Annotated in this window: 26 protein-coding genes; 14 read left to right on the top strand and 12 right to left on the bottom strand. The window is 43.5% G+C overall.

The annotated features are described in order from the left end of the window. Position 1: 1 nt before the first annotated feature. Genes kdsA through hemA form a run of 5 tightly spaced genes read right to left on the bottom strand, consistent with a single transcriptional unit; the run spans position 2 to position 4943 of the window. Positions 2–856 carry a 3-deoxy-8-phosphooctulonate synthase gene (gene kdsA, locus M5X66_RS07535; RefSeq protein ID WP_036954638.1) on the bottom strand — a complete coding sequence of 285 codons (855 nt, stop codon included), beginning with the start codon at positions 854–856 and terminating at the stop codon, positions 2–4. Between the two features lie 43 nt (positions 857–899). Next, positions 900–1709, bottom strand: coding sequence for a transglutaminase family protein (locus M5X66_RS07530; protein WP_036954641.1), 810 nt, complete (start codon positions 1707–1709; stop codon positions 900–902). 24 nt (positions 1710–1733) lie between these two features. Continuing rightward, on the bottom strand, positions 1734–2567 hold the full coding sequence (prmC, locus tag M5X66_RS07525) for a peptide chain release factor N(5)-glutamine methyltransferase (RefSeq protein WP_270103971.1): 834 nt from the start codon (positions 2565–2567) through the stop codon (positions 1734–1736). Then, the gene (gene prfA / locus M5X66_RS07520; protein ID WP_036954647.1) at positions 2567–3649 is read right to left on the bottom strand and encodes a peptide chain release factor 1; all 1083 of its coding nucleotides are present in this window, start codon (positions 3647–3649) and stop codon (positions 2567–2569) included. Before prfA ends, prmC begins: the two co-directional genes overlap by 1 nt. Before the next feature lie 31 nt (positions 3650–3680). Continuing rightward, positions 3681–4943: a glutamyl-tRNA reductase gene (gene hemA / locus M5X66_RS07515; protein ID WP_036954652.1), complete on the bottom strand. Its 1263-nt coding sequence runs from the start codon at positions 4941–4943 to the stop codon at positions 3681–3683. Between the two features lie 357 nt (positions 4944–5300). Here hemA and lolB point away from each other — a divergent pair, with 357 nt between their 5' ends. The 3 genes from lolB (at position 5301) to prs (ending at position 7832) form a co-directional block, all read left to right on the top strand. Further along, positions 5301–5945 carry a lipoprotein insertase outer membrane protein LolB gene (gene lolB / locus M5X66_RS07510; RefSeq protein WP_187129832.1) on the top strand — a complete coding sequence of 215 codons (645 nt, stop codon included), beginning with the start codon at positions 5301–5303 and terminating at the stop codon, positions 5943–5945. Beyond that, positions 5942–6817: a 4-(cytidine 5'-diphospho)-2-C-methyl-D-erythritol kinase gene (gene ispE, locus M5X66_RS07505; RefSeq protein ID WP_036954657.1), complete on the top strand. Its 876-nt coding sequence runs from the start codon at positions 5942–5944 to the stop codon at positions 6815–6817. Before lolB ends, ispE begins: the two co-directional genes overlap by 4 nt. A gap of 67 nt (positions 6818–6884) precedes the next feature. Continuing rightward, positions 6885–7832, top strand: a complete 948-nt coding sequence (gene prs / locus M5X66_RS07500; protein WP_006661866.1) for a ribose-phosphate diphosphokinase — start codon at positions 6885–6887, stop codon at positions 7830–7832. A 322-nt stretch (positions 7833–8154) separates the two neighbouring features. Here prs and M5X66_RS07495 read toward each other — a convergent pair whose 3' ends face one another. After that, positions 8155–8427, bottom strand: coding sequence for a DUF2583 family protein (locus M5X66_RS07495; RefSeq protein ID WP_036954662.1), 273 nt, complete (start codon positions 8425–8427; stop codon positions 8155–8157). 309 nt (positions 8428–8736) lie between these two features. Between M5X66_RS07495 and pth the strand changes: the two genes are divergently transcribed. Continuing rightward, on the top strand, positions 8737–9327 hold the full coding sequence (gene pth, locus M5X66_RS07490) for an aminoacyl-tRNA hydrolase (protein WP_036954667.1): 591 nt from the start codon (positions 8737–8739) through the stop codon (positions 9325–9327). A gap of 102 nt (positions 9328–9429) precedes the next feature. Beyond that, positions 9430–10521, top strand: a complete 1092-nt coding sequence (ychF, locus tag M5X66_RS07485; protein ID WP_036954672.1) for a redox-regulated ATPase YchF — start codon at positions 9430–9432, stop codon at positions 10519–10521. Positions 10522–10629: 108 nt separating this feature from the next. Here ychF and M5X66_RS18700 read toward each other — a convergent pair whose 3' ends face one another. From M5X66_RS18700 to M5X66_RS07470, 3 genes are all read right to left on the bottom strand, one after another. Next, complete coding sequence (locus M5X66_RS18700) at positions 10630–11100, bottom strand: hypothetical protein (RefSeq protein ID WP_036954676.1); 471 nt, start codon at positions 11098–11100, stop codon at positions 10630–10632. Positions 11101–11178: 78 nt separating this feature from the next. Next, the gene (locus M5X66_RS07475; protein ID WP_036954681.1) at positions 11179–12144 is read right to left on the bottom strand and encodes an XdhC family protein; all 966 of its coding nucleotides are present in this window, start codon (positions 12142–12144) and stop codon (positions 11179–11181) included. 25 nt (positions 12145–12169) lie between these two features. Next, the gene (locus M5X66_RS07470) at positions 12170–12730 is read right to left on the bottom strand and encodes a nucleotidyltransferase family protein (protein WP_270103970.1); all 561 of its coding nucleotides are present in this window, start codon (positions 12728–12730) and stop codon (positions 12170–12172) included. 207 nt (positions 12731–12937) lie between these two features. Here M5X66_RS07470 and M5X66_RS07465 point away from each other — a divergent pair, with 207 nt between their 5' ends. From M5X66_RS07465 to M5X66_RS07455, 3 genes are read left to right on the top strand one after another with little or no spacing between them, the layout of a single operon-like run. Beyond that, positions 12938–15733, top strand: coding sequence for a xanthine dehydrogenase family protein molybdopterin-binding subunit (locus M5X66_RS07465; RefSeq protein WP_132495022.1), 2796 nt, complete (start codon positions 12938–12940; stop codon positions 15731–15733). After that, positions 15730–16281 (top strand): (2Fe-2S)-binding protein, encoded by a 552-nt coding sequence (locus M5X66_RS07460; RefSeq protein WP_036954690.1) that lies wholly within the window; start codon positions 15730–15732, stop codon positions 16279–16281. The genes M5X66_RS07465 and M5X66_RS07460 overlap by 4 nt, the downstream gene beginning before the upstream one ends. Further along, positions 16278–17513, top strand: a complete 1236-nt coding sequence (locus M5X66_RS07455; RefSeq protein WP_154599329.1) for a c-type cytochrome — start codon at positions 16278–16280, stop codon at positions 17511–17513. The genes M5X66_RS07460 and M5X66_RS07455 overlap by 4 nt, the downstream gene beginning before the upstream one ends. An 89-nt stretch (positions 17514–17602) precedes the next feature. Here M5X66_RS07455 and M5X66_RS07450 read toward each other — a convergent pair whose 3' ends face one another. Further along, positions 17603–18595, bottom strand: a complete 993-nt coding sequence (locus tag M5X66_RS07450) for an acyltransferase family protein (RefSeq protein ID WP_154599330.1) — start codon at positions 18593–18595, stop codon at positions 17603–17605. A 294-nt stretch (positions 18596–18889) separates the two neighbouring features. Between M5X66_RS07450 and M5X66_RS07445 the strand changes: the two genes are divergently transcribed. Further along, on the top strand, positions 18890–19348 hold the full coding sequence (locus tag M5X66_RS07445) for a hypothetical protein (protein WP_036954698.1): 459 nt from the start codon (positions 18890–18892) through the stop codon (positions 19346–19348). A gap of 132 nt (positions 19349–19480) precedes the next feature. Here M5X66_RS07445 and M5X66_RS07440 read toward each other — a convergent pair whose 3' ends face one another. Continuing rightward, a complete protein-coding gene (locus M5X66_RS07440; RefSeq protein ID WP_051422784.1) occupies positions 19481–20005 on the bottom strand; it encodes an Lrp/AsnC family transcriptional regulator in 525 nt (174 codons plus the stop codon). A gap of 151 nt (positions 20006–20156) precedes the next feature. Between M5X66_RS07440 and M5X66_RS07435 the strand changes: the two genes are divergently transcribed. Next, on the top strand, positions 20157–20768 hold the full coding sequence (locus tag M5X66_RS07435; RefSeq protein ID WP_036954702.1) for a LysE family translocator: 612 nt from the start codon (positions 20157–20159) through the stop codon (positions 20766–20768). Between the two features lie 46 nt (positions 20769–20814). On the opposite strand, the gene M5X66_RS07430 is transcribed toward M5X66_RS07435, so the two are convergent. After that, the gene (locus M5X66_RS07430; protein WP_036954705.1) at positions 20815–22233 is read right to left on the bottom strand and encodes an aminotransferase-like domain-containing protein; all 1419 of its coding nucleotides are present in this window, start codon (positions 22231–22233) and stop codon (positions 20815–20817) included. A gap of 244 nt (positions 22234–22477) precedes the next feature. On the opposite strand from M5X66_RS07430, the gene M5X66_RS07425 reads away from it, so the two are divergent. The 4 genes from M5X66_RS07425 to M5X66_RS07410 all read left to right on the top strand — a co-directional run bounded on the left by M5X66_RS07425 (position 22478) and on the right by M5X66_RS07410 (position 25945). Next, on the top strand, positions 22478–23815 hold the full coding sequence (locus tag M5X66_RS07425) for a cytochrome ubiquinol oxidase subunit I (protein ID WP_036954708.1): 1338 nt from the start codon (positions 22478–22480) through the stop codon (positions 23813–23815). Beyond that, a complete protein-coding gene (gene cydB, locus M5X66_RS07420) occupies positions 23805–24815 on the top strand; it encodes a cytochrome d ubiquinol oxidase subunit II (protein ID WP_270103969.1) in 1011 nt (336 codons plus the stop codon). The genes M5X66_RS07425 and cydB overlap by 11 nt, the downstream gene beginning before the upstream one ends. Further along, on the top strand, positions 24772–24951 hold the full coding sequence (locus tag M5X66_RS07415) for a DUF2474 domain-containing protein (RefSeq protein ID WP_071992173.1): 180 nt from the start codon (positions 24772–24774) through the stop codon (positions 24949–24951). The genes cydB and M5X66_RS07415 overlap by 44 nt, the downstream gene beginning before the upstream one ends. Before the next feature lie 154 nt (positions 24952–25105). Then, positions 25106–25945 (top strand): siderophore-interacting protein, encoded by an 840-nt coding sequence (locus tag M5X66_RS07410; RefSeq protein ID WP_108478222.1) that lies wholly within the window; start codon positions 25106–25108, stop codon positions 25943–25945. Positions 25946–25995: the final 50 nt, after the last annotated feature.

The following is a 25995-nucleotide window of genomic DNA, read 5'->3' as shown; positions in this document are numbered from 1 at the left end:
ATTAGCTGTTGGTGTCCAACGCAGGGAAGCTTTTTACAACTTCGTCAATGGCTTTAACTTGTTGTAAGAATGGCTCTAATTTATTTAATGGTAATGCAGAAGGACCATCACAACGTGCGTTATCTGGATCTGGGTGAGCTTCAAGGAACAGACCTGCTAACCCTACCGCCATTCCCGCTCTTGCCAGTTCAGCAACTTGTCCACGACGACCACCTGATGCAGCGCCAAATGGGTCACGGCATTGCAGTGAGTGTGTTACGTCAAAAATAACTGGGCAGCCGTTAGAGGCTTGCATCATGACATTAAAACCAAGCATATCAACCACTAGGTTGTCATAGCCAAAGTTTGCACCGCGGTCACACAGGATAATTTTATCGTTACCACCTTCGATAAATTTCTCAACGATGTTGCCGATTTGTCCCGGGCTGATGAACTGAGGTTTTTTGATGTTAATAACCGCATCAGTTTTCGCCATTGCCGCAACTAAGTCAGTTTGACGCGCTAAGAATGCTGGCAGTTGGATAACATCCACCACTTCAGCAGCTGGCTGAGCTTGCTCTGGAGTATGAACATCGGTAATGATTTTCACACCAAAAGTCTGTTTGATTTCTTGGAAGATTTTCAGCCCCTCTTCCAAGCCCGGTCCACGATAAGAGTGAATAGATGATCGGTTAGCTTTATCAAAAGAGGCTTTAAATACATACGGAATGCCTAATTTTTGTGTCACAGTGACATAATGCTCACACACTTTCATCGCCATATCGCGAGATTCAAGTACGTTCATGCCACCAAACAGAACAAATGGCAGATCGTTTGCGACCTTAATATCACCGATACTGACTACTTTCTGTTGCATACTCTTACCCTTTATAGGAAGACAAAAACTGTCTATACGTTAATCAATGCAGTACAACTGGAAGGTTATCCAGCGAATAAATTTGAATTTTAATCATTTCCGACACAGGGTCTTCTGGGCAATGCTCAACAAAATAGTTAAGGTCACTCAGCGCCACATGGTTACAATCTAAATGCGCGAGGATAAGCCCTCGGTCGCGGATTTCATAAGGGTCTTCAGGATCGAGGATCAGCAATGTCTCACAGACTTTTAATGCCATCTCCATTTTTTTCTCTTCCATCAGCGCCGCTTTTAGCGTGTCGAAAATTTTGCGAACAATAACGCTATGTTCAGCCACGTCCAATTCATCAAAGATGAATTCCGAGTATGGGTCAACAGTTCCTTTTAGCCACATAGTTAGTGTGTGTTGGGATAAGGTTTCACCGCTAACAGGGTTAATAAACCACTGAGAACCATCTCGTTTTGTCGAGACAAAAAGTAATTGAGTCGGGAAAATTGCAGCTTCAATCTCTAAATCGAGCTGTTCAGCAATAAATAAGAAAATTGAGCCAAGAGAGACTGGAGTACCTTGCTTAGAGGCTAAAACCTTATCCAGCCACAGCATATCAGATAGCGCGTAAACACCGTGCGCCGCACCAAATTTCCACTCACTATAAAACAGTGCAATCAGCTGTTCTATCTTTGACTGGTTATCCGCCGTCAAATCTATCGCTGCACGCGCTTTAGTGACTAAATCATCTAATTGCGTTTGTACCTGCATAAAGGGAAAATCGGCGCGAATGATGTTAGAAACCATCATAATGCCTTCACTTAACGGTAGCTGATTAAACTCAATATTTGCTATTGTTTTCATTACAATTCCACTGCAATTGCCCGCTTAACCATTCCATTGGCCAAGGGAAATTCGCTCTTTACCACCATAATCCAGACAGGTCTCGACATTGGTGTACCCATTTTCATTAAACAGCTCTCGCACTGTTAAACCTTGCTGCCAACCATGCTCAAGCAGCAGCCACCCTTGTTGTTTTAGGTATTGTTTTGATGTGGCAATAATGTGTGCTAAATCTGAAAAACCATCCTCATCAGCAATCAACGCCGTTGATGGTTCAAAACGCACATCACCTTGACTCAAGTGAATATCACTCTCATCAATATAAGGTGGATTACTCACAATCATATCAAATAGTTCATTTGGTAGTGAAGTAAACCAATCACTTTGTGAGAACTGAATATTTGTAATGGCTAAACGTTGTTGATTTCGTTGCGCTAACGCCACCGCATCGGGGTTAAAATCCACGCCCGTTACGCGACTATTGGGTAACTCTGACGCCAAGGCTAACCCAATAGCCCCCGTTCCTGTGCCAAGATCCAAAATACGACACGCGTCTTGAGGAAGGCGTGCTAACGCTTGCTCAACAAGGCATTCGGTATCTGGACGCGGGATCAAGGTTGCGGGGGATACATATAGCGGCAGTGACCAGAACTCGCGTTCACCCACAATGTAGGCAATCGGCTCTCCTTGTTCACGACGGGCTAATAGCGCTTCTAATTGTTGCTGTTCGTGGGGAGTTAGTTCGGTTTCATCGAAAGCGAGGATGTAAGTACGACTGCGCCCTGTCATATGCTGCAACAGGATCTGCGCATCTCGTTTAGCGCTATCACTGGCAGACAGTCTGACGACTGCCTGCTGTAACCATTCGCTATAACGCATTAGTCCTGCTCAGATAAAGCAGAAAGCTGATCAGCTTGATATTCGTTGATGATAGGCTGAATTAATGCATCCAGTTTTCCTTCCATCACTTCATCCAAACGGTACAGCGTGAGGTTGATACGGTGATCAGTGACTCGACCTTGTGGAAAATTATAAGTACGAATACGGTCAGAACGGTCACCGGAACCTAATAAGTTACGGCGTTCAGAGGCTTCCGCTGCATGGCGTTTATCCATTTCAGCTTGGCGAATACGTGCACCCAACACAGACATCGCTTTCGCTTTGTTTTTGTGTTGTGAACGTTCATCCTGACATTCAACCACAATCCCCGTTGGTAAGTGGGTAATACGAATTGCCGAATCGGTGGTGTTAACGTGCTGACCACCCGCGCCCGATGAACGGAATGTATCAATACGTAAGTCCGCTGGGCTAATTTCCGGTAATTCCGCTTCTGGCAGTTCAGGTAAAATAGCAATAGTACATGCGGAGGTATGAATACGGCCTTGTGATTCCGTCTCAGGAACACGTTGTACGCGGTGACCACCGGATTCAAACTTCAAGCGACCATATACGCTATCACCCGAAATTTTTGCGATAACTTCTTTGTATCCACCGTGCTCACCATCACTGGTGCTCATCAGTTCAACGCGCCAGCGGTTACTTTCCGCATAACGGCTGTACATACGGAATAAATCACCCGCAAAAATTGCCGCTTCATCGCCACCCGCGCCCGCGCGGATTTCCACAAAGCAGTTATATTCATCATCAGGATCTTTTGGAAGTAACAACAATTGCAATTGTTGCTCTAGCTCTTCATTGCGCTCTTTGGCTTCTTTTAACTCTTCTTGAGCCATCTCTTTCATTTCAGGGTCATCTAACAGCATTTGTGCTGTTTCGATATCATCCTGAACGGTGCGCCACGCAGTAAAACACTTCGCGACATCCGTTAACTGAGCATATTCTTTTGATAAAGCACGAAAACGGTCTTGATCAGCAATCACACCCGCATCAGCAAGGTGCGCTTCAATTTCTTCGTAGCGTTCTTGTAATGCTTCTAGTTTTGCGACAATAGAAGGCTTCATTCGTTATATCAGACCTATGATTAAAAAGTGGTTATTGATGGTCCAGCCCTAAGCTGTCCCTAAGTAGATTTAGACGCTCAACATCCCCATTTCCCGCAGCTTGCTGCAAAGATTTAGTCGGAGCGTGGATCAGGCGGTTGGTTAACTGTTGTGATAGCTGCATAATCACTTGCTCAGGGTTGGCACCTTGGGCAATGGCTGCAAGTGCTTTTTCGGTCATACTTGCCCGAATTGCTTCCGCCTGCTCTCTGTATTCGCGAATTGTAGAGACTCCGGCTTGTGAGCGCAACCAATCCATAAAATGACCGCTTTCTTGCTCAACAATAAATTCCGCTTCAACCGCGGCGGCTTTACGTTGCGCCAAGTTTTGGGCAATGATGGATTCCAGATCATCAACAGTGTAGAGATAAACATCTCTAAGTTTTTCTACATCCTGCTCGATATCACGAGGAACTGCGATATCAATCAATAACATAGGTTTACTACGGCGTGCTTTCATCGCACGCTCGACCATCCCTTTACCAATAATTGGCAGCGGGCTAGCCGTTGAACTAATCACAATATCCGCTTCAGCTAAACGATTATCGATATCGGCTAATGAGATAACTTGCGCGTTCACTTCTTTGGCTAGAAGTTCTGCACGTTCTAGCGTTCGGTTAGCTATCATCATTTTTTGCACGCCATGCTCACGCAAATGACGAGCGACTAATTCGATGGTTTCCCCTGCACCGACTAACAAAATATTCAAATGTTTGAGTGATTCGAAAATCTGTCTCGCCAGTGTACAAGCCGCAAAAGCGACAGAGACCGCATTCGCACCGATATCAGTTTCAGTTCGTACACGTTTAGCCACGGAAAACGATTTTTGGAATAAGCGCTCTAATTCGCTAGATAGAGAATGATTATCTTGCGAAAGCGCAAACGCCTTTTTCACTTGACCGAGAATTTGAGGCTCACCAAGAACCAACGAATCTAGCCCACTTGCCACACGCATAAGATGGCTAACTGCGCGCGCATCTTGGTGCCAATAAAGGCTAGGTTGTAGATCTTTGGCGGTGATCCCGTGAAAATCACATAACCATTTAGTTAACTGCTCCTGCGCTTTTTCTTGGGATTCAAGGCTAAGATACAGTTCAGTTCGGTTACAGGTAGACAGCACAACGCCGCCACTCACTTGAGGCTGTTTCAGTAACTCCTCAAGTGCGTGGTCGATTTTTTCAGGACCAAAAGCGACTTGCTCACGCAAAGCCACTGGTGCTGTTTTATGATTAATGCCTAAGGCTAATAGGGTCATTGTGCTTACGACTTACTCACATTGCTCACATTGCTAATTTATTTGTCAGCATGATACTAGTGACCTAGCTCATTACTGCGATTTATATGCGTATATTGTAGATGATTAACGCGTCTGTTTCTACGGGTAGCCTATCATCAACAATCAGAAAGATGATGCACACCAAAATTTACGTTGATTATCGGACTGTCTGATATCAATATCAATAAGATGCATCAAGGATGCCGCTATTTGGCACAGAAAGCAAATTCCCTATTTTTTAGTATGTTTTCATTGATAACCACTGCAGATTAGCGCAATATTCCTGAAAATTACCTTTTGAGAACCGATATGCAACTTTCTTCAGCTCTGTCGTTTATGCGCCCAGCCAGAAACTTTTGGCGATTAATGCCCCTTTCCTGCCTGCTGCTGACTGCCTGTGTGACCACATCTCAAGACACTACGAAAGGCACTTCATCTTCAACGGATGCGCAGTGGAAAGCCCACCAATCACAAGTGGTTGAACTGCGTGATTACCAAACTCGCGGCTCCTTTGTGTACATTGGCGGTCAAGGTACCGGAACAGAAACCAAAACTTACGCGAAGTTTTTCTGGCAGCAATATACCCCCGAAAAATACCGTTTATTGCTGACTAACCCATTAGGTACGCGTGAACTGGAACTTAGTGTGGAACCTGATTTAACCAAATTAACCACGAAAGATGGGCAAACTCACATGAGTGATGTGCCAAGTGAATTAATTTATCAGTTAACTGGTATGGATATCCCCATTGATGATCTCACCGCTTGGTTGGTCGGTTCTCCAGGGCGTGCCACTGAATATACTCTCGATAGCAACCACCTGCTCAAATCCGTGACGTTTAAAATCAATGGCGAAACATGGAAATTGGATTATCTCTCTTACGATACCAAAACCTCGCCGATGCTGCCGAACCACATGGAGTTGAAGCAAGGGGATAAAATCATCAAATTAAAAATGGATAGTTGGACACTGAAAAAATGACCTTAACGTGGCCATCACCGGCAAAATTGAATCTTTTTTTATACATTACTGGGCAGCGAGCTGATGGTTATCATGAGCTACAGACTCTGTTTCAATTTTTAGATTATGGTGATGAAATCACCTTTAGCACTCGTTCGGATGATCAGATTAATTTGCTCACCCCGATGCCGGGTGTGGATACCGAAAAAAACTTAATTATTCGTGCAGCAAAAAGCTTGCAAACCTATTGTCGCGAAACCCTCAATCATCAAGGGGCGTTAGGTGCAGATATTCACATCAACAAAGTGCTGCCGATGGGCGGTGGTATTGGTGGCGGATCGTCAAATGCCGCGACAACGCTGATTGCGCTTAATGAGCATTGGGGAACTCACGTTTCTGATGAGGTTTTAGCCGAATTAGGTAAACACCTTGGTGCTGATGTTCCCGTTTTTGTTCGCGGTCATGCCGCCTTTGCTGAAGGCATTGGCGAAATTTTAACACCCGCAGAACCAAAAGAGCGTTGGTATTTAGTCGCACACCCCGGAATTGAAATCTCAACCCCGATGATCTTCACAGATCCAGAATTAAATAGAAATTCTCCAAAACGCTCTTTAGCCGCATTATTACTGGCTCCGTATGCAAATGACTGTGAACCGATCGCAAGAAAACGTTTTCGTGAGGTTGAACAGCTCGTTTCTTGGCTGTTAGAATATGCTCCGTCTCGCCTAACAGGAACAGGCGCTTGTGTGTTTTCTGAATTTGAAACCCAAGCGGATGCCCTGAAGGTGTTAAATAAATCCCCATCGTGGGTGCAAGGATTCGTCGCTCAAGGAGCGAATGTTTCTCCTGTGCACAAATTCCGCGCTGGGATAACCCGTGTATTGCACCGATAGTGATGACTTATCCATCATTGCTGTTGGTCAACAATATCTCTCTGGACGCAAGCCTGAGGTTTTTCTCGTGCCCGATATGAAGCTTTTTGCTGGTAACGCTACACCGGAACTAGCACAACGTGTTGCTAACCGCCTTTACACTAATCTTGGAGACGCGGCTGTTGGTCGTTTTAGCGACGGCGAAGTCAGTGTTCAAATTAATGAAAATGTTCGCGGTGGTGATATTTTTATCATCCAGTCAACTTGCGCACCAACCAATGACAACCTGATGGAACTCGTTGTTATGGTCGATGCCCTGCGCCGTGCATCTGCTGGTCGTATTACCGCTGTTATCCCTTACTTCGGTTATGCAAGACAGGATCGTCGCGTACGTTCTGCCCGTGTACCAATCACCGCTAAAGTTGTTGCCGATTTTCTGTCAAGTGTGGGTGTTGACCGTGTTCTTACTGTTGACTTACACGCAGAGCAGATCCAGGGCTTCTTTGATGTTCCTGTAGATAACGTATTTGGTAGCCCAATCCTTCTGGAAGATATGCTGCAGAAAGATTTAGAAAACCCAATCGTTGTTTCTCCAGACATCGGCGGCGTCGTTCGTGCTAGAGCAATCGCGAAATTACTGAACGATACTGATATGGCAATCATTGACAAACGTCGCCCACGCGCAAACGTTTCTCAAGTGATGCATATCATCGGTGACGTTTCTGGTCGTGACTGTATCTTAGTTGACGATATGATTGATACTGGTGGCACACTGTGTAAAGCAGCTGAAGCGCTGAAAGAACGTGGTGCTAAGCGTGTATTCGCTTATGCAACTCACCCAATCTTCTCAGGTAATGCTGTAGACAACATCAAAAACTCTGTAATTGATGAAGTCATTGTTTGTGACACAATTCCTCTTTCTCCTGAAATCAAGGCGCTGAACAAAGTTCGCACCCTGACCCTTTCAGGCATGCTGGCCGAAGCTATTCGCCGTATCAGCAATGAAGAGTCAATTTCTGCGATGTTCGAGCACTAATTCTAAAGCGGGGTCTTAATGACCCCGTTTTAACATGCTGGTTTCAGTAGTTTTTCATTAAATTATTGAGGCGAGAAATGTGCTTTATCGCACCACATTCATTGTGGTCACGATACAAAAATTTATAAGTAGCGCCCCTACTGTTGTTCATCAACCGTAGGGGCTTTATTTTTTTGAACGGTTTCATTTATCGTGGCTTTAGACAAAAAATAAGAGTGAAATCATTGATATCGAATTTCACTCTTATTTAGATTTTACCTATTTTTCAATGACACATTTTTGTTCATTGAGGATATCCATTGATGAGCTTCAGCCCAACTCACTATGGGTAACGGTGGTTATCGTTACGGGAATGAAATTGGCGTTTCAGCAAACAGTAACGGTCTTCCACTTTCTCTTTACCGCCCATTCTTGCGCCCACTAACCAAACCAATGCACCGATAAAGATCCCGAACAGTGAGCCATTGATGATGTCATCGGACAACCCTAAATCAACAATATGAGAAAACAGGTTTAAACCGATGCTTCCCCCCATCACCACCATACCCAAACCCATCAAGCCATTACCAATAAGAGTAACCATTTTCCGTTTCATATCTACCTCCAATATCAGTAAACTGATACGCAAGCATTAAAGAAAAGTTCGATAAAACTTTATATTTATGTAAAGAGTATAGCTCTTTAAGTAAAATTATTTGCGATAAGCTTCACATGTATAGAAGAGTTTAAGGATATCTACTCAAAAAGTGCTTTTAATCAATTTAACAACTGATGATGGTATTGACGAATAATTCACAAACTAATTATCACTAGCACAACCTTATCAATGACAATTTTGTACATCCCCCCCGACACGAGGTAAACTAGTCACCAATTTCTATACATTGACAGTGAAAAAGTCCCCGTGAGTAAAATAAAATTAATTGTTGGATTAGCCAATCCGGGCGCTGAATATGCGCAAACCCGCCATAACGCTGGTGCGTGGTATGTTGATTTACTGGCACAACGCCATAACCAATCGTTAAAGGAAGAGCCTAAATTTTTTGGTTATACAGCTCGCATCAATCTTAATGGCAATGATATTCGCTTGCTGGTTCCAACCACCTTTATGAACTTGAGCGGTAAATCCGTCGCCGCGGTCGCTAATTTTTATCGCATTAATCCGGATGAAATTTTAGTGGCTCATGATGAGCTCGATTTACCACCGGGTGTTGCCAAAATGAAACTCGGTGGCAGTAACGGCGGACATAACGGCTTAAAAGATATTCAAAGTAAATTTGCCAATAACCCTAACTTTTACCGCTTACGCATTGGTATTGGGCATCCAGGCGATAAAAACAAAGTTGTTGGGTTCGTTTTAGGCAAGCCTCCGCTGTCAGAACAGAAGCTTATTGATGATGCGATTGATGAATCTGTGCGCTGCACGGACATCCTGTTATCAGATGGAATGGATAAAGCTATCAATCGCTTACATGGTTTTAAAGCCACAGCCTAAGAGTTGATTTCATCAAACACGAGTTTTTGTGTATAATCAGCGCCAATTTTCTAAACATTAGGGGCAGCACTCGCCTGCCCCCGCTATTAAGGTGAGAAACATATGGGTTTTAAATGCGGTATCGTTGGTCTGCCTAACGTGGGTAAATCCACTCTGTTTAATGCATTGACCAAAGCCGGCATCGAAGCAGCCAACTTCCCTTTCTGTACAATTGAACCAAACACGGGTGTTGTGCCAATGCCAGACCCACGTCTTGATCAATTAGCTGAAATTGTGAAGCCTCAGCGCATCCTGCCAACCACGATGGAATTCGTTGATATCGCGGGTCTGGTAAAAGGCGCATCGAAAGGTGAAGGTCTTGGTAACCAATTCCTGACTAACATCCGTGAAACGGAAGCGATTGGTCACGTCGTTCGTTGTTTCGAAAATGACAATATCATCCACGTTGCTGGCCAAGTTGACCCAGCAGCCGATATTGAAGTGATCAACACTGAATTAGCGCTGTCTGACTTAGATACTTGTGAGCGTGCTATTCACCGCGTACAAAAACGCGCAAAAGGCGGCGATAAAGACGCAAAAGCGGAATTAGAAGCTCTAGAAAAATGCCTGCCACACTTAGAACAAGCTGGCATGCTGCGTTCATTAGATTTAACCGCTGAAGATAAAGCCGCAATCCGTTATTTAAGCTTCTTGACCCTGAAGCCAACCATGTACATTGCTAACGTCAATGAAGATGGTTTTGAAAATAACCCATACTTAGACAAAGTCTACGAAATCGCTAAAGCCGAAGGTTCTGTAGTTGTGCCTGTTTGCGCCGCTATCGAATCTGATATCGCCGAGCTAGACGATGAAGAGCGCGATGAGTTTATGGCTGATTTAGGCATTGAAGAGCCAGGTCTTAACCGTGTGATTCGTGCAGGTTACGAATTATTAAACCTGCAAACTTACTTCACCGCTGGCGTGAAAGAAGTGCGTGCATGGACTATCCCTGTTGGTGCCACAGCTCCACAAGCGGCGGGTAAAATCCATACTGACTTCGAAAAAGGCTTTATCCGCGCACAAACTATCGCATTCGAAGATTTCATCAAATTCCGTGGTGAACAAGGTGCGAAAGAAGCCGGTAAAATGCGTGCAGAAGGTAAAGATTACATCGTTAAAGATGGCGATGTGTTGAACTTCTTGTTTAATGTGTAAGCCAATACTTACATCGTAAAAAGTATTATCTAAGATAAACAGCATAAGATCGTTATGCTGTTTATCTAATCTACATTTCAGCCCACATCAATTATCTCCCCCTATCTTTCAATTCACCACATCATTTTTTATATTCACATTTGTTTCCGGCGCTGATGGTGCAAATAAAGCAATCAATGCCCCAATCAACAAAATAAACATAAATACAACTGAAAAAGTCGATGAGTTAAACATACTTAATGGTGCTAAAAACAATGATGCTGATGTAAAAACAAGCGAAATTATAAATGGATATTTAATACCCATATCCCTAACTCGTTGTGTAAGAAGCAGTGTAAATATATAGATTTGGATAATCGCAAACAGAACTTCCATCAACCCAAACTGGCTAAAAGAGAATTGATGATAAAAATTACTTTGAAAAACTAAACTTGCATCCTCTGGATGAGCGCTCAAATACCATTGATAGACTAATGCCTGAATGATGCCTAAAACTACCGACCAAAGGATCTCTGCGCCTAAGAAAGAGAGCCTAGCTCTCCTTTTGAACTTCCATTGATGAATGAGTTTAGAACGCATTATGAATCCTTCCATGTTTTAAAATAGCCATACATTTCCCACTATTTATTTTCCCGATTCGAAATGGGCAAAACTAGCTTAACCCCGCCCATTCTTATGTGCCACTATGTCGGCCATAATCGCTAACGCAATCTCTGGTGGGGTTTTACTGCCAATGGGAATACCGATAGGCGCATGAATCTGCTCTAACATCTCAAGCGTTAATCCCCCTGAATTTAACAAACGCTCTCGGCGCTTAGCGCTCGTTCGGGTCGAGCCCATTGCACCAATATAAAATGCAGATGTATTCACTGCTTCCATTAATGTTAAATCATCAATGCGAGGGTCATGAGTCAAAGACACAATAGCGGTATTAGATGCGCTTGGATTCTCTTCTAAAAAGCGGGCAGGGAATATTTTTTTAATCTCAACTTGTTCTGCAATTTGCCCAGCAAAGCGTAACAATTCGTCATCACGATGCTCACAAATAATCACTTCAAACCCTAATGTGACCGCAAAATTAGCGCAGTAAACACCGACATTAGAAATACCCGCAACGATTAGCTTGGGTGGCGCCATGATATAAAATTGGATCTCATCGCCATTGCGCTCAATATGCGTGGGATGTTGTGAGTTTGGTACCGTCGAAATTTCACTTCGCAGGGGGAGTGTCAGTTTTTTGATGATGGCGGTATAACCGAGTAGTGCTGTTTGAATTTGTGAAAGGTATTGATGAGAATGCGGGTTACAGGGTAAATATTCGATAAGAACATCTAAACTCCCTTCACAAGGTAAATTGACTTTGGCTTCCACCCCGCCCTGACCATAGCGAACAACTTGGCTATCTTTTAAATAATGACCTTGCTGAATTCGTTGCAGAAAATCCTCTTCAATACAGCCTCCAGAGAGAGAACCTACATACATCCCATCTCCTTTAGCGACCAATAAAGAGCCGGGGCTTCGCGGCGATGAACCATAAGTATTCAGCACAGTGCATAACCAGACTGGTTCATCCATTGCCCACTTTATTGCTTGAGAAATCACGGACACATCTTCACGTAGCATATTCAGTCCCTATTGATTTTTATTCTTAGTTTTTATTTGGAAGATAATCAATATCTTTAATGACATTCTCATCATTTATCTGCATTTCGTAAACCAATTGATGACGTAATATTGATTTTGCGCCATTATCTCCCGATAAATTAAGCAAATTTTGTCGATACTTTTCTGATATTCCGACAGGGTGCCCCGGTATGTTTTTATATACAGGTCGCACTAATGAATAATTTTTTAATTCGTTCGCAACTCGAATAAATATTTCGTGAGAAATATAGGGCATATCACCCAACTGAATTAACCAGCCACTCCAATTAGAGGTATTTTTTACGCCTAACGCAATCGATTCCCCTAGTCCATGGCTATTTAATACGGAAAATGGAATATTAAAATGTAAACAATTGTTAATGACACCCAAATTATCAGCGCGAGTGACTACATGAATAGGCAATTCACTATTCATTGAATTTACAAGCGTTTTTTCGAACACCGTTTGTTGGTCAATTCGATAATTTAATTTACTTCCTCCACCACCAGCACGTTGAAAACGCTCACTTTTTCCTGCCGCTAATATTAATATACCTATATTCATGGTTTACATTATACATAATTAATTTTATTGTTTATATTATAAATAATAATATGCAGATTATGCTAATCGTCATCATTTTTATTATCCATCCAATTCTACTCATATTTCGATATAGAACCATTGGATATATAAATATTTATATCACGAAACTAGCAATGAAATAAAAAATAATAATTGAAGCAATGAAAATAAGTGTAAGGGTATATTATGAGCAATAACCATGTCGGACTATCCCGCAGACACTTTATCAAATGTGCTGTTGTTGCGGGGATCTCTTGTTATATCGCCCCTTTGTATAGCCGAGCTTTTGATGTGCTATTCGAGGAAAAAATTCTTCAGGCTCCCGACTGGAACCCTGTCGATAAAAAAATCAAATTCCGAATTGATGGCTATGCCAAAGTGCAAGGTGAAAAAGTCTTTGCAAGAGATATTCGAGCCCGCGATATCCCTCACTGGCCCAAACAACAAGGACACGCCTTTCTTCTACGCGTCACCCAAGCCGATAAAATCTACGAAGGTTTTAATCTCGAACGACTTAATGATGGCTTAATGCCTGACCGTATTGTTACCGCCAGTGATTTAGAAAAAGATGGCGTCGCCTTCCCTGAGTTCTATGGTGAAGATTTACTATTACCGACAGGAAAAACCCCTGCTTACTTAGGGCAAGCCGTCGCGTTACTAATTTATCATGATTTTGCCAAATTTAACTTCGCTAAAGAGACACTCAAATTCCACGATGATGTCATCCAATATGGTGCTTATACGGGACCATTACAGCGAGATCCTTGGGGAACTTATCGTGGGGTTCGTATCGGCGGAGAAACACCATTCTCACCTGATACATACTCCAGCATGAAAGATATGCCTATTTCCCCGATTGGTATGAAAAAGCATCTCCCAATCTGGCCTGAAGGTCGTGAAGGTGGAAAGCTTGATCAAGAAGGCATGTATTATGCGGATGAACTTGCAAAACAGTTAGAAAATCCGCCGGAAGATTGGCTGGTTATCAAGCGTAAATACTTTTCGCAATCTATTGATACCTCAGCGCTCGAACCCGATAATGCCAATGGCTGGTATGATGCCAAAACACAATCTTTCCATTTAGTGATCCCAACACAGTCCCCGCAAGAAGTTGCCGCATCACTGCCTGAAATGCTCGCAAAATCTAAATTCCCAATTAAGCAAATATTCTTACACCCTTGCTTTACGGTGGGTTATGGCTCGAAAGATCACACCCCATTCCCTTATTATGGTGCGATGGCAACTCTGTATGGTGATGGCGTTCCGATCCGCCTAGCCAACGACCGTTATGAACAGTTCCAATCCACCATCAAACGCCATGCGTTTGACATGGATTACACCCTCGCCGTCAATAAGAAAACCCATAAAATTGAAGCACTTTCCGCCTCATTTATTGGGGATGGCGGCGGTCGATGTAACTTTACGCCTTCCGTTGTGATGGTTGCAGCCACTGGCGCCCAAGCCATCTACTATATTCCTCGCAGTGATTTATCGGCTGTGGGTATCGCTTCTCGCGCGGTCGATGCGGGATCTGCTCGTGGTTATGGTACGTTACAGGCCATGGCTGCCACTGACATGATCATGGAAGAAGCCGCAAAATTACTCAAAGCCGATCCTATTGAGTTTCGCCTGAAAAACATCATCAAATCAGGAATGAAAAATACCCAAGGGGCTATCCCAGGCGGCGCAATTCGTGCGGATGAAGTGCTGAGCCGTTGCGCTGAGCACCCAATGTGGAAAGAAAGAGCAAAACGTAAAGCCGAGTTTGAAGCTAAAAATGCAGGCAAATTATTTGGTACCGGCATTTCTTGCGTTCAAAAAGACTTCGGTACAGGTGCTGAATCCTCCTTTGCGCGCGTTGAACTCACACCTGAAGGGAAAATAGCTATTTATCATAGTGGTGCGGAGATTGGTACGGGGATGTCCACATCCCAAGCCGTAGTCTGTGCCAAGTGGTTAGGCAAACCTGCGGAAGAAGCCCATTTTTCGGTTGTGGATTGGTCAGTTCTGCCGATGATTTCGACAGGAAACCCATTTGCCATGGCGCAAGATGAACAAGAACGCCTCGCCACTAACCCGCTTTGGACACCGAATTACTGCTCCCCAGCTAGCGCCAGTAACTCCGCTTATTATTTCACCCACAGTACTGAAGAAGCCGCTCGATTAGTCTTTGAATATGGTCTGTGGCCAGCGGCAATGTCAATTTGGCAAGAGGGTATTGGTGGTGGGCAAGCAGCGCCGCTCGTGGTTCGTCGTGAGGATGCCCGTTGGGTTGCCAATGGTCTCACCGCTGATGGGCTAGAAGTGCTCAGCTTACAACGCTTAATCGACCGTACATTTGAGATGGGTGGTTTAACTGGCGCAGTTTGCCATGTCTTTAACCGCTGGGAATGGGCTGAAGCTGATTTCAAAATTAATGATGAAACCCGCCGCCTTCCTGTTGATGGTCTTTCCCTACGATTTGCAGACAAAGATTATCAAGTATGGCATCGCGAAAAAGCGTATTACCCTGATACTCAACGAAACAATGCTGGCGTTACCTATTACAGCGCCGTCGCTACCTTATCTGAACTTGCCATTGATAAGGCCACCGGTCATGTCGAATTACTCGACCACCATACCGTCGTTGAATGCGGAAACTTAATTGTTCCTCAATTGGTTTCAGGGCAAATCCAAGGTGGATTAGCGATGGGTATTGGTCATGCGCTCCATGAATATTTACCTCTCTACGAAGATGGACCCGGAAATGGAACATGGAACTTTAACCGTTATCATTTACCCCTCGCAAATGATGTTGCAGTTTGGAAACAAACTAGCGAAATCCTGCCAGGGTTATCCGATACCGATCCACCAAAAGGGGTCGCTGAAGTTGTTATGATCCCTGTCGTTTCTTCCATCGTCAATGCGATTGCTGATGCAACAGGGCACCATTTCTTGAGTCTGCCTGTTCGCCCTAACGATATTCTAGAGGTATTATCATGAGCCTAAATTTTCTGCCACTTACCATCAACATTAACGGTCAACAATATGGACCGATGGATGTACCTGAAGGTCTCATGATGATTGATTTTCTTCATGAGTATGTTGACCTTACGGGTTCACGACTTGGCTGTGGTCAAGGTATTTGCCACGCATGTGTGGTGATTTTGGATAATCCATCAGGCACAAGTGAAGAAGTTCGCACCTGCATTACAGGCGCACACTTTTTCAACAACAAAAGCATTCGTACCATTGAAGGGGCTGCCACCAAAGAAGAAAATGGTGACGTTAAATTATCTCCTGTACAAGAAGCATTTATCGACCATTTTAGTTTCCAATGTGGTTACTGCACCCCAGGTTTTGTCAATGCGGCAACGATTTTCGTTGAGGAATTGCAACGCAACCCGATTGCCGAAGAAGAGCTAGAAGAAGCCATCAAAACAGCTTTAAATAATCACATTTGCCGCTGTACGGGTTATGTTCGTTATTATGAAGCAGTACGAGATGTGGTGATGAGTACTCCGGGACTAATCAAGGAGACGATAAAATGATCAAACGTATTATTTTATGGTTGATAGCGATAGCTATTGTCGTCTGGGCGATTCTGTATTGGTATGAGAGTCGCAAACCTGACGGTCCAGTGCAAAAAGTCACCGCGAGCGCCGAGGAGATTGAGCGTGGTCGTTACTTAACACTTGCCGGTGACTGTGCGGCATGCCATACCAGCACAAATGGCGCACCTCTAGCGGGTGGTTTTCCTCTCGATACCCCCTTTGGTACTATTTATAGCAGTAACTTAACACCTTCTGCTGATTATGGGATTGGCCGCTGGACAAAAGAAGAGTTCCATAAAGCATTAACTGAAGGTGTTTCGCCACCAAGCAAAAACCTCTACCCTGCGATGCCATATACCTCCTATAAAGGAATAACTCGCAGTGATTCTGATGCTATCTACAGTTATTTAATGAGCCGCCCAGCGGTAGATGTCGCACCACCAGAAAATTCGCTGCCTTTCCCGTTAAACCAGCGTATGGCGATGATTGGCTGGAACCTATTATTTTTCAATGACAAACCATTGCCAAATAGCTCTCAAGGCAGTTCTCCTGAATGGGAGCGAGGAAAATATTTAGTCAATGTACTTGAACACTGCTCTGAATGTCATACACCAAGAGGAGCGCTCGGCGAAATGGAGTTAGATAAGTATATGAAAGGTGGTGCATTGGGTCGTTTCACTGCCCCTGACATTACCCCTGACGCCCTCGCCGCCCGTGGTTGGACAAAAGAAGATCTCCAACAGTTCTTCATGACAGGATTAGCGCCGCAAGGTTCAGCCTACAGCGATATGCATCCGGTTATTTACCTCAGCACGCAGCATTTGACCCCGGAAGATAACAAGGCCATTGCGACCTACCTAATGGGTGATAACCCACCAGCCACATTACCGCTCAAGATGGGTGATGGCAACGCAATAGGTAAACAGGTTTATCTGGAAAGTTGCTCTGGTTGCCACTCCTATGATGGAAGCGGTAAACCTAATGTGGCAGTGGCGATGAAAGGTAATTCGACCCTGCGTGATGTGGACAGTACCAATCTTATTAATGCCGTATTGGATGGTTTGCCGGAGCAAGCGTTCCCAAATAACCAAAACATGCAAAGCATGCCAGGTTTCGCCGACAAGCTTAGCGACCAGCAAATTGCCAATTTGGTCAACTTCCTGCGTGTTCAATGGGGTGGACAAGCCGGTGATGTGACCCCTGAGCAAGTTAAAGCCCTGCGTAAATAAGTTATTTTACTCTTAATAAAGGCTTACCGAGATTATTCGGTAAGCCTTATTTTATAGACCCTTTCCGTTTCTAATCTTACTATTCTCTATTATTTTCTCGACTTTAATTCAGGGTTTAAAAACCAATGAATGGTCGAATTTTTGGCTAGAAATAACGCTAACGTAATGGTGAAGAGAGTGAGCAAAATTAAAAGCGGTAAACCCGCTTCAATATGGAATGAACTTAACCCAGTTAATAGTAAGAAACAGATGATCGGATGAATTAAATACACTCCCAATGCGTTATTTGCTATTTTCACAAATCGCTCAGTCGATAATGCAATACACATCACTGCAATTGAAATTAACACGCCCATTAGAAATGCAAAAATATACTCAAAGAAATGATAAGTAAGTTGGTTTTCCCCTAAAATCTTTATTAGCTCAGATTCAATATCTACTGGGGTATAAATATAAATCACAACTAAGGCGATTACTGCGGATACGACAAAAAATACATTTTGTCTGAGCCAAACTATTTTCTTGTCATCACAAAAGTATGCCATAACAAAGAATGGAAAATACTGAATAATCGCCGAAAAACCAGTAAGATCCGATAAGTGTATCTTGGAGAAAAACGCAATGATGATGGATAACAGCAAGGTGACAGTCACTCCCCCGACATTATTCTTTATAAATGAAGGCAGTAATAAAAAAACGGCTTGCCATATCGGTACCGCTAAAAAAAACCAAACACCGTTTTGAGGGAACAGTAAATATTCCTCGATACTTAATCGATTTGTAAAATAAAGCGGGATCGCATCTATCGTTTGAAACGTGAAATAGATAATTAAAGGTGGGATTAAATGGGCACGCCAACCTTGCCATAAAATTCCTTTGCTTAAATATGCAGCGATAAAAACAAACATCGGGATTAATACCCAATCAAATATTTCAATCAATATTGAATAATCGGATTTCACGGTTGGATTAACATTTAAATAAAAATTAAAGACAATTAAAGAACTCAATATTAATTTTAATGTTTGCCAATTCGGTAAATGACGATTTTTCACCTGCATAGCACGAGTTCCATCACGCATATTTCACCTTGTATTATCATTATTCGATTAGCACCCTCGTGCTTTAAAACTACTTCCCTAATTTAACAAACGTCATTGCAATAATCTAATTCTTGCCGAAAGTCTGAGAAAATTTTGCCATTTACCTGCTACATTCGTGCACTTTGTCTAATATTGACAACATACCGTGTGGAATAATCTGCTTTTTAGTCATCAATACATTTAGCTTAATTTTAAATGCTAAACTCTCTCTAGAGCATCCGAATACGATGCCGATAATATCAATATTGATAACTCTTTTTTAGTAGGGATCCCATGAAACTTCGCCGTACACTACTTGCTCTAGCATTACCTGTACTCATGTCTGCCCCAGCACTGGCTGACGCCTATACTGTCACTGTTTTTCAGTGTGTAAACAAAAATAACAAGCAAGTTCGCGTGACATACGTTGATGGTCAGTATCGATATGCTTTTGGAAAAATAGATGATATTCCCGATATTGAAATTGTTCGCTCACCACAACAACTAACTCAAAATTTATTAAAAACACAAGCCGCCGATACGGATACAGGTCACGCCCAAATTATGGAGCTAGATTTTAAAAATGGGACATATGTATATACCGTTCACTCTGACTATCTAGGAACAAAACGCGCGGGTGGGGTTGATGTTTACAATAAAGGTAAATCGATTGCTTCAATCGATTGTTTACCGAACACCATTGTCGATAATCTCAGTGAACATATTTACGATCTGCCTGAGCGCCCTTATTAATATTCTCGGAGATATTTTTACGACGATATTACTGCTTTTGTAGGGTAATCAATACAAATCAGCAAGCTGCTCAATAATATTAATGGAGATTATTGAGCAGTATAGCGTGGTAAATAGATGGGTTTCGTAAGCTTATAAAGGAAGTGCATACGTGACTTTGACGGTCTCCATAGGCACTTCTGTTTTGATACTCTGCACACTGCTTATTTGCGTCAAATAGTCAGCGTGAAAACGACGATAAGATGCCATATCTTCCGTCACAATACGGATCAGCGCATCACATTCACCCGCCATTAAATGGCACTCCACCACTTCTGGCATTTGCTGAATATCGGCTACAAATTGATTAATGGTTTGCGCATCTTGAGTTTTAAACCAAATACGTGCGAACAGGGACAAGCCCGCGCCAATCTTTGTACCATCCAACACCGCAACATAACGTTTGATTACGCCAGCATCTTCCAGCAACTTAACGCGTCTTAAGCAAGGTGACGGGGATAAACCAACTTCTTTTGCCAGTTCAACATTTTGGATTTTTCCATCTCGTTGTAGCACCTGCAAAATATGTTTATCAATCGCATCTAATTTGATGGCGGATGAGCTGCTATGTTCCAGCTCATGCTTTTCTGCATAATGCGAGCCAGTATTCTTTGGCATTCGAACCTCTTTTGATTTTATTTTTTGATATTAAATGTCAAATAAGCATCCATGACAAGCAACAAAACAACCAAATTTCAACGGGAAATAGCTATAATAACCAAACTTTGTTCTCTTCATAAGAAAATAATAATAAATTAGAGGTGTTTGGATGGATCTACAAACGTTATTGCTGTTTAGTGCAACTGTCATTCCTTTGATTTGCACACCAGGTCCCGATATTTTATTTATCTCATCACAAGGGTTATCAGGCGGAATCTCTGCTGCATGGAAAGCCAATTTGGGTATTATTCTCGGCTATGTGACCCATGCCATTTTAGCCGCTCTTGGGCTTGCGGCTATTGTTGCAACTTCACCAATTATCTTCCAAACCATCAAATGGGTAGGAGTTGCCTATGTTGCTTACTTAGCTGTCCGTATGCTGTTATCGGCCATGAAATCGAGAAAGATTCGGATTAATGCCGTTTCCACGCAAGCTGTGATTGGCAAAGCGTTCCTCACTAGCTTCCTTAACCCTAAGGGGTTACTAGTTTATTTCGCAATTTTACCTAATTTTATCCATGTTTCCGAAAGTGTTGCAATACAATCTTTAATCTTATCAGCGACTTTCATCACATCATGCATCATTATTTACGGTGCCATCGGCATGATATTCGCATCAATGCATAATCGCCAACAATATAACGATAAAAAACGTCGCATTACCGAAGGTGTTGCTGGTGGAATGTTAACCTTTGCAGCTATCGGACTTGCAAGCAGCTAAGCAACTCTTAAGGGTAAGCGCGACCGCCACGCTCACCCTATTTTCCCTATTTTAGCCCCGTTAATCGATAGCATAAACGCCCTAAAACTTGCATCGCCTGTTCAAGCCTGTCATTCCATGCAAATGATGCATTTAAGCGAAATGCATGATTGAATTGGTCGCTGGTTGAGAACATGCTCCCCGGTGCTATGCTAATCCCTTCCTTTAATGCTAATTGATACAGCTGGATGGCGTTAAATGGTGGTTCAAATTCCAACCATAAAAAATAGCCCCCTTTTGGGGTATTCACTTTAACCGTGGACGGCATATATTTAGCGATTGCGCTCAGCATTAAATGTTGCCGCTGTTCCATCGTTTGGCGAAGCTTACGCAGATGACTATCATACCCCCCTTGAGATAAGTATTCCGCGATCGCCAGTTGGGTTGGCACACTGGCCGAAACGGTGCTCATCATCTGCAAATGCTGAATTTTGCTCGCGTGATGACCTGCTGCTACCCACCCGACACGGTATCCCGGCGCTAAACATTTCGAAAATGATGAACAGTGGAAAAAGTTTCCTTGTGAATCAAGTGATTTTGCAGGAATAGGTTGCTGGGTACCAAAATAAAGCTCGCCATACACATCATCTTCGATCAACACAATTTTATGACTGTTCAAAATATTCACTAACCGCTTTTTATTAGCTGGAGGCATCGTGCCGCCTAACGGGTTTTGGTAGTGTGTCATCAACCAACAAGCTTTGATCGGGTATTTATCCGCAATGTCCTCTAACGCATCAAGATCAATTCCAAATAGTGGGTCAGTTTTGATGGCTATCGCTTTAAGTTTTAAGCGTTCTATCGCCTGCAAGGAACCATAAAATGCAGGGGATTCAATCACTACCCAATCACCCGGTTGAGTAACCGCTTGTAAGCTCAACACCAATGATTCCATCGCGCCTGCCGTGATCACAATTTCATCAGGGGCGACGTGGATCCCTTGCGTTGCATAGCGCTGGGCAATATTGCGACGTAGCTGTTCATTCCCCGGAGGTAAGTTGGTGGTGGTATTGGTTTTCGATAAACGACGCGCCACCGAAGCGAGAGACTTGGCTAGTTTTGGATCATCCAGTAAAGCGGGCTCTGGGAAAGCAGAGCCAAATGGGATAATATCTGGGTCTTTGCATGCTTGCAGTACACCGAAAATAGAGGCGTTAATCTCCACATTTTCATTTAGATGGAGCCCTTTTCCCCCTTTTGCGGCGGCAAATGCATTATTGCGATTTGCAACATAATAGCCAGATTGCGGGCGCGCAGCGACCCACCCCTGACTTTCCAGTAATTGATAAGCTTGTACCACCGTCATTAAGCTTAAACCCGATTGCTTAACGCTCTCTCTCAGTGAAGGTAGCCTGTCACCTACTTGCCAAATATTATCTTCAATCTGTTGACGAATTTGTGCTGCTAGCTGTTCGTATCTCGTCATTCCCGCCTCACTGTTATAGGTGATTTGCTAAAAATTGTTACTATTATAGTTTATCGTCTCATGTTCTACTTATCCACACATTCACCTGACTTTTTTTAACTATAACCACAAAACATTTTTAGTTGGATTTATGAGTGTTAACAATCCAGCGAAATCAATTATTTATTGCTAAGGAACAGCCCAAAATTGCTTCGCAATGGCTGGAAATGTGGCGTGTCGAAATCAATTCCATTCAGGGGTCAATATGTTTGGACTAACTGCGCTGGAGCTTGCCCGTATTCAATTCGCGTTTACGGTATCGTTCCATATTATCTTCCCTGCCATCACCATCGGACTTGCCAGTTTTTTGGCGGTACTCGAAGGTTTATGGCTCAAAACCCGCGATACTGACTATATAAAGCTGTTCCATTTTTGGTCAAAAGTGTTTGCTGTCAATTTCGGTATGGGGGTCGTTTCTGGATTGGTGATGGCATACCAATTTGGAACTAACTGGAGTTTCTTCTCGGATTTTGCAGGTGGCATCACCGGCCCACTCTTAACCTATGAAGTGCTCACCGCCTTCTTCTTAGAAGCTGGCTTCCTCGGTGTCATGCTATTTGGTATGAATCGCGTGGGCGAAAAGCTTCACTACTTTGCGACGTGCATGGTTGCACTCGGTACCATCATTTCAACCTTCTGGATCCTTGCATCCAATAGCTTTATGCAAACGCCTCAAGGTTTTGAAATTATCGATGGGCGAATTGTCCCTGTCGATTGGTTAGCGGTGATCTTTAACCCATCATTCCCATACCGCTTACTCCATATGACCACTGCGGCATTCTTGGCAGCGGCATTTTTTATTGGTGCATCCGGCGCATGGCATTTACTCAAAGGCAATAAATCCTCCGCCATGAAGAAAATGTTCTCCATGTCCTTGTGGTTGATCCTGATTTTAGCGCCAGTCCAAGCTTTTATCGGCGATGCTCACGGGTTAAATACCCTAAAACATCAGCCTGTTAAAGTCGCAGCAATGGAAGGTCACTGGGAAAATAAACCCGGCGAAGCCACCCCGCTGATCCTCTTCGGTATTCCAAATATGGAAAAAGAAAAAACCGAATATGCCATTGAAATTCCCTACATGGCGAGCCTGATTTTGACACACAGCACCACCAAACAGGTTCCAGCACTAAAAGAGTTTCCACCTGAAGATAGACCAAATGTGTTTATGGTGTTCTGGTCATTCCGCGTGATGGTGGGCTTAGGCATGTTAATGATTGCTGCTGGTGTTTGGGGATTATGGCTGCGTTCGCGTAAAAAACTGTATGAATCCAAACTGTTCCTGCGTTTTATGTTCGTCATGGCGCCATCAGGTTTAATCGCCATCTTAGCCGGTTGGTTTACCACCGAAATCGGTCGTCAGCCTTGGGTTGTCTACGGGTTACAACGTACCGCAGATGCCGTGAGCGCCCATGGTGAAATGCACATGAGCGTGAGCTTGCTAGCCTTCTTTGTGGTGTACGGCGGCGTATTTGGGATTGGCTACATGTACATGATGAAATTAATTCGTAAAGGTATCTCCGAGGAGGCAACTCATGGGCATTGATTTACCACTAATTTGGTTTGTCATCATCGTCTTCAGTATGTTGATGTATATCGTGATGGACGGTTTTGACTTAGGTATTGGTATTTTGTACCCAGCCTTAAAAGAGAGCCAAGACCGAGATTTGATGATGAACAGTGTGGCACCTGTTTGGGATGGTAATGAAACGTGGTTAGTGCTTGGTGGTGCGGCGCTATTTGGAGCATTCCCATTAGCCTATGCCATTGTTTTAGATGCGCTATCTATTCCACTAACCTTTATGTTACTGGCATTGATTTTTCGCGGGGTCGCCTTCGAGTTTCGCTTCCGCGCCGATGAATCTCATCGCCGCCGCTGGGATCACGCCTTTATTTGGGGCTCAATTCTTACTACATTCTCCCAAGGGATTGTGATTGGCGCGTTTATTCAAGGCTTCCACGTTGAAAACCGCGTGTATATGGGCGGCTATTTTGACTGGTTCGCACCTTTCCCGCTGTTCTGTGGATTCGGTTTAGTCATCGCTTATGCTTTACTGGCATGTGGCTGGTTGATCATGAAAGCGGAAGGACATCTGCGCAAAACCATGTATCGCGTGTTAACCCCATTAACACTGGTCATGTTAGCAGTGATTGGCGTTATCAGTTTATGGACGCCAATGTTAAATGACGCCGTTTATGAACGCTGGTTTAGCTTGCCAAACTTGTTTTTCTTTTTACCCGTTCCTCTATTAGTGCTCGGTTGTGTATGGTTGATTTTAAAAAGTGCCAAACGCCAACGTTACGATAGCGTGCCATTTCTTGCTGCATTAATGCTGATTTTCTTAGGATTTACAGGATTAGGCATCAGCGTTTGGCCAAGTTTAATTCCGCCAGCAATTACATTCCGCGATGCGGCAGGTCCTTCAGAAAGCTTAGGCTTTATGCTAGTTGGCGCCCTGTTCATCATCCCTGTTATTTTGGTTTACACCTATTGGAGTTACTATGTCTTCAGAGGAAAAATTACCCCAGACCAAGGCTATCACTGATACAACTCTTCGCTCACCTTGGTGGAAGAAGCTCGGCTGGATGGCGGCAATTTGGTTAGGAAGCGTATTGGCACTATTCGCCTTTTCTTCCTTATTTAGATTGTTGATGACTGCCGCCGGCATGAAAGTGAAGTAAACTCGTTGCCGCAGCATTAAAATGCTGCGGCATATTTATAATTAGACGCTCAATAATCCTGCATCTTTTGGATAGTTTTCCTATAAACATTCATGATATGATAATGATAATAATTAACATATAATAATATTATCATTAAGAAAGGAGACGGTTAGTGGCTAGTGAACAGACTGTTGAAAAAAATATCTACCGCCCAGCGCCCCCACAGCTCATTCAAGTTAAATCCATTGTCGATATCAGCCCTTCTATTCGCAGCATCACATTTACGGGTGAAAAGTTAGCCAATTATCCAACGAAGTGTGAAGGTGGTCATCTCAAAATTTTTATTGCTCCTGACCATCAAAGCCAACCCGCGCTTCCTTTTCTCACTGAAAAAGGACGTAGCTGGCCAGAAGATAAGCCGCGCCCTTTTGTGCGCACTTACACCGTTCGCGCTATTCGCCCTGAGCTCAACGAAATCGATATTGAATTTGCCATGCACGAAGGGGTGACGGGGCCGGCTTATCTGTTTGCTCGTGATGCAAAACCGGGTTATTGGCTGGGGATCACCAACCCTGGAGGGCCAGATCCACTACTGCCTATCCGCGCACATTACTTTATGGCGGGTGATTCAAGCTCTTTACCCGCAATAGCAGCGCTACTGGAAAAAATGCCTGACACAGCAACGGGACGCGTCGTTTTACGCCTTGACCATCAAACGGATATTCGCGAGTTAACCAAACCGGCTGGTATCGAAATTGATTGGATTTGTGGAGATATTAGCCAGACTACTAATCTGATTAATACCTTTAAATCGTGGGATATTCCAGAATCCGATGTGGGCTTCTGGATTGCTGGTGAAGACCAAATTATCCGTGAATTACGCCGCTTTATTCGACGTGAAAAAGGTTTTGGTCGCGATGATATCTACGCGATTCCTTACTGGCGATATGGCTATGATGAGGAGGGTTATCATCATGAACGTCATGCCGTCATGGATAACCCCGACGACTAATTAAAAAAACTGCCCCTAATCTGGGGCAGTTTCATACATTAATTAGCCTG

Source organism: Providencia sp. PROV188 (assembly GCF_027595165.1).
GTDB lineage: Bacteria > Pseudomonadota > Gammaproteobacteria > Enterobacterales > Enterobacteriaceae > Providencia > Providencia lanzhouensis.
This window is presented reverse-complemented; position numbering and strand designations above follow the sequence as displayed.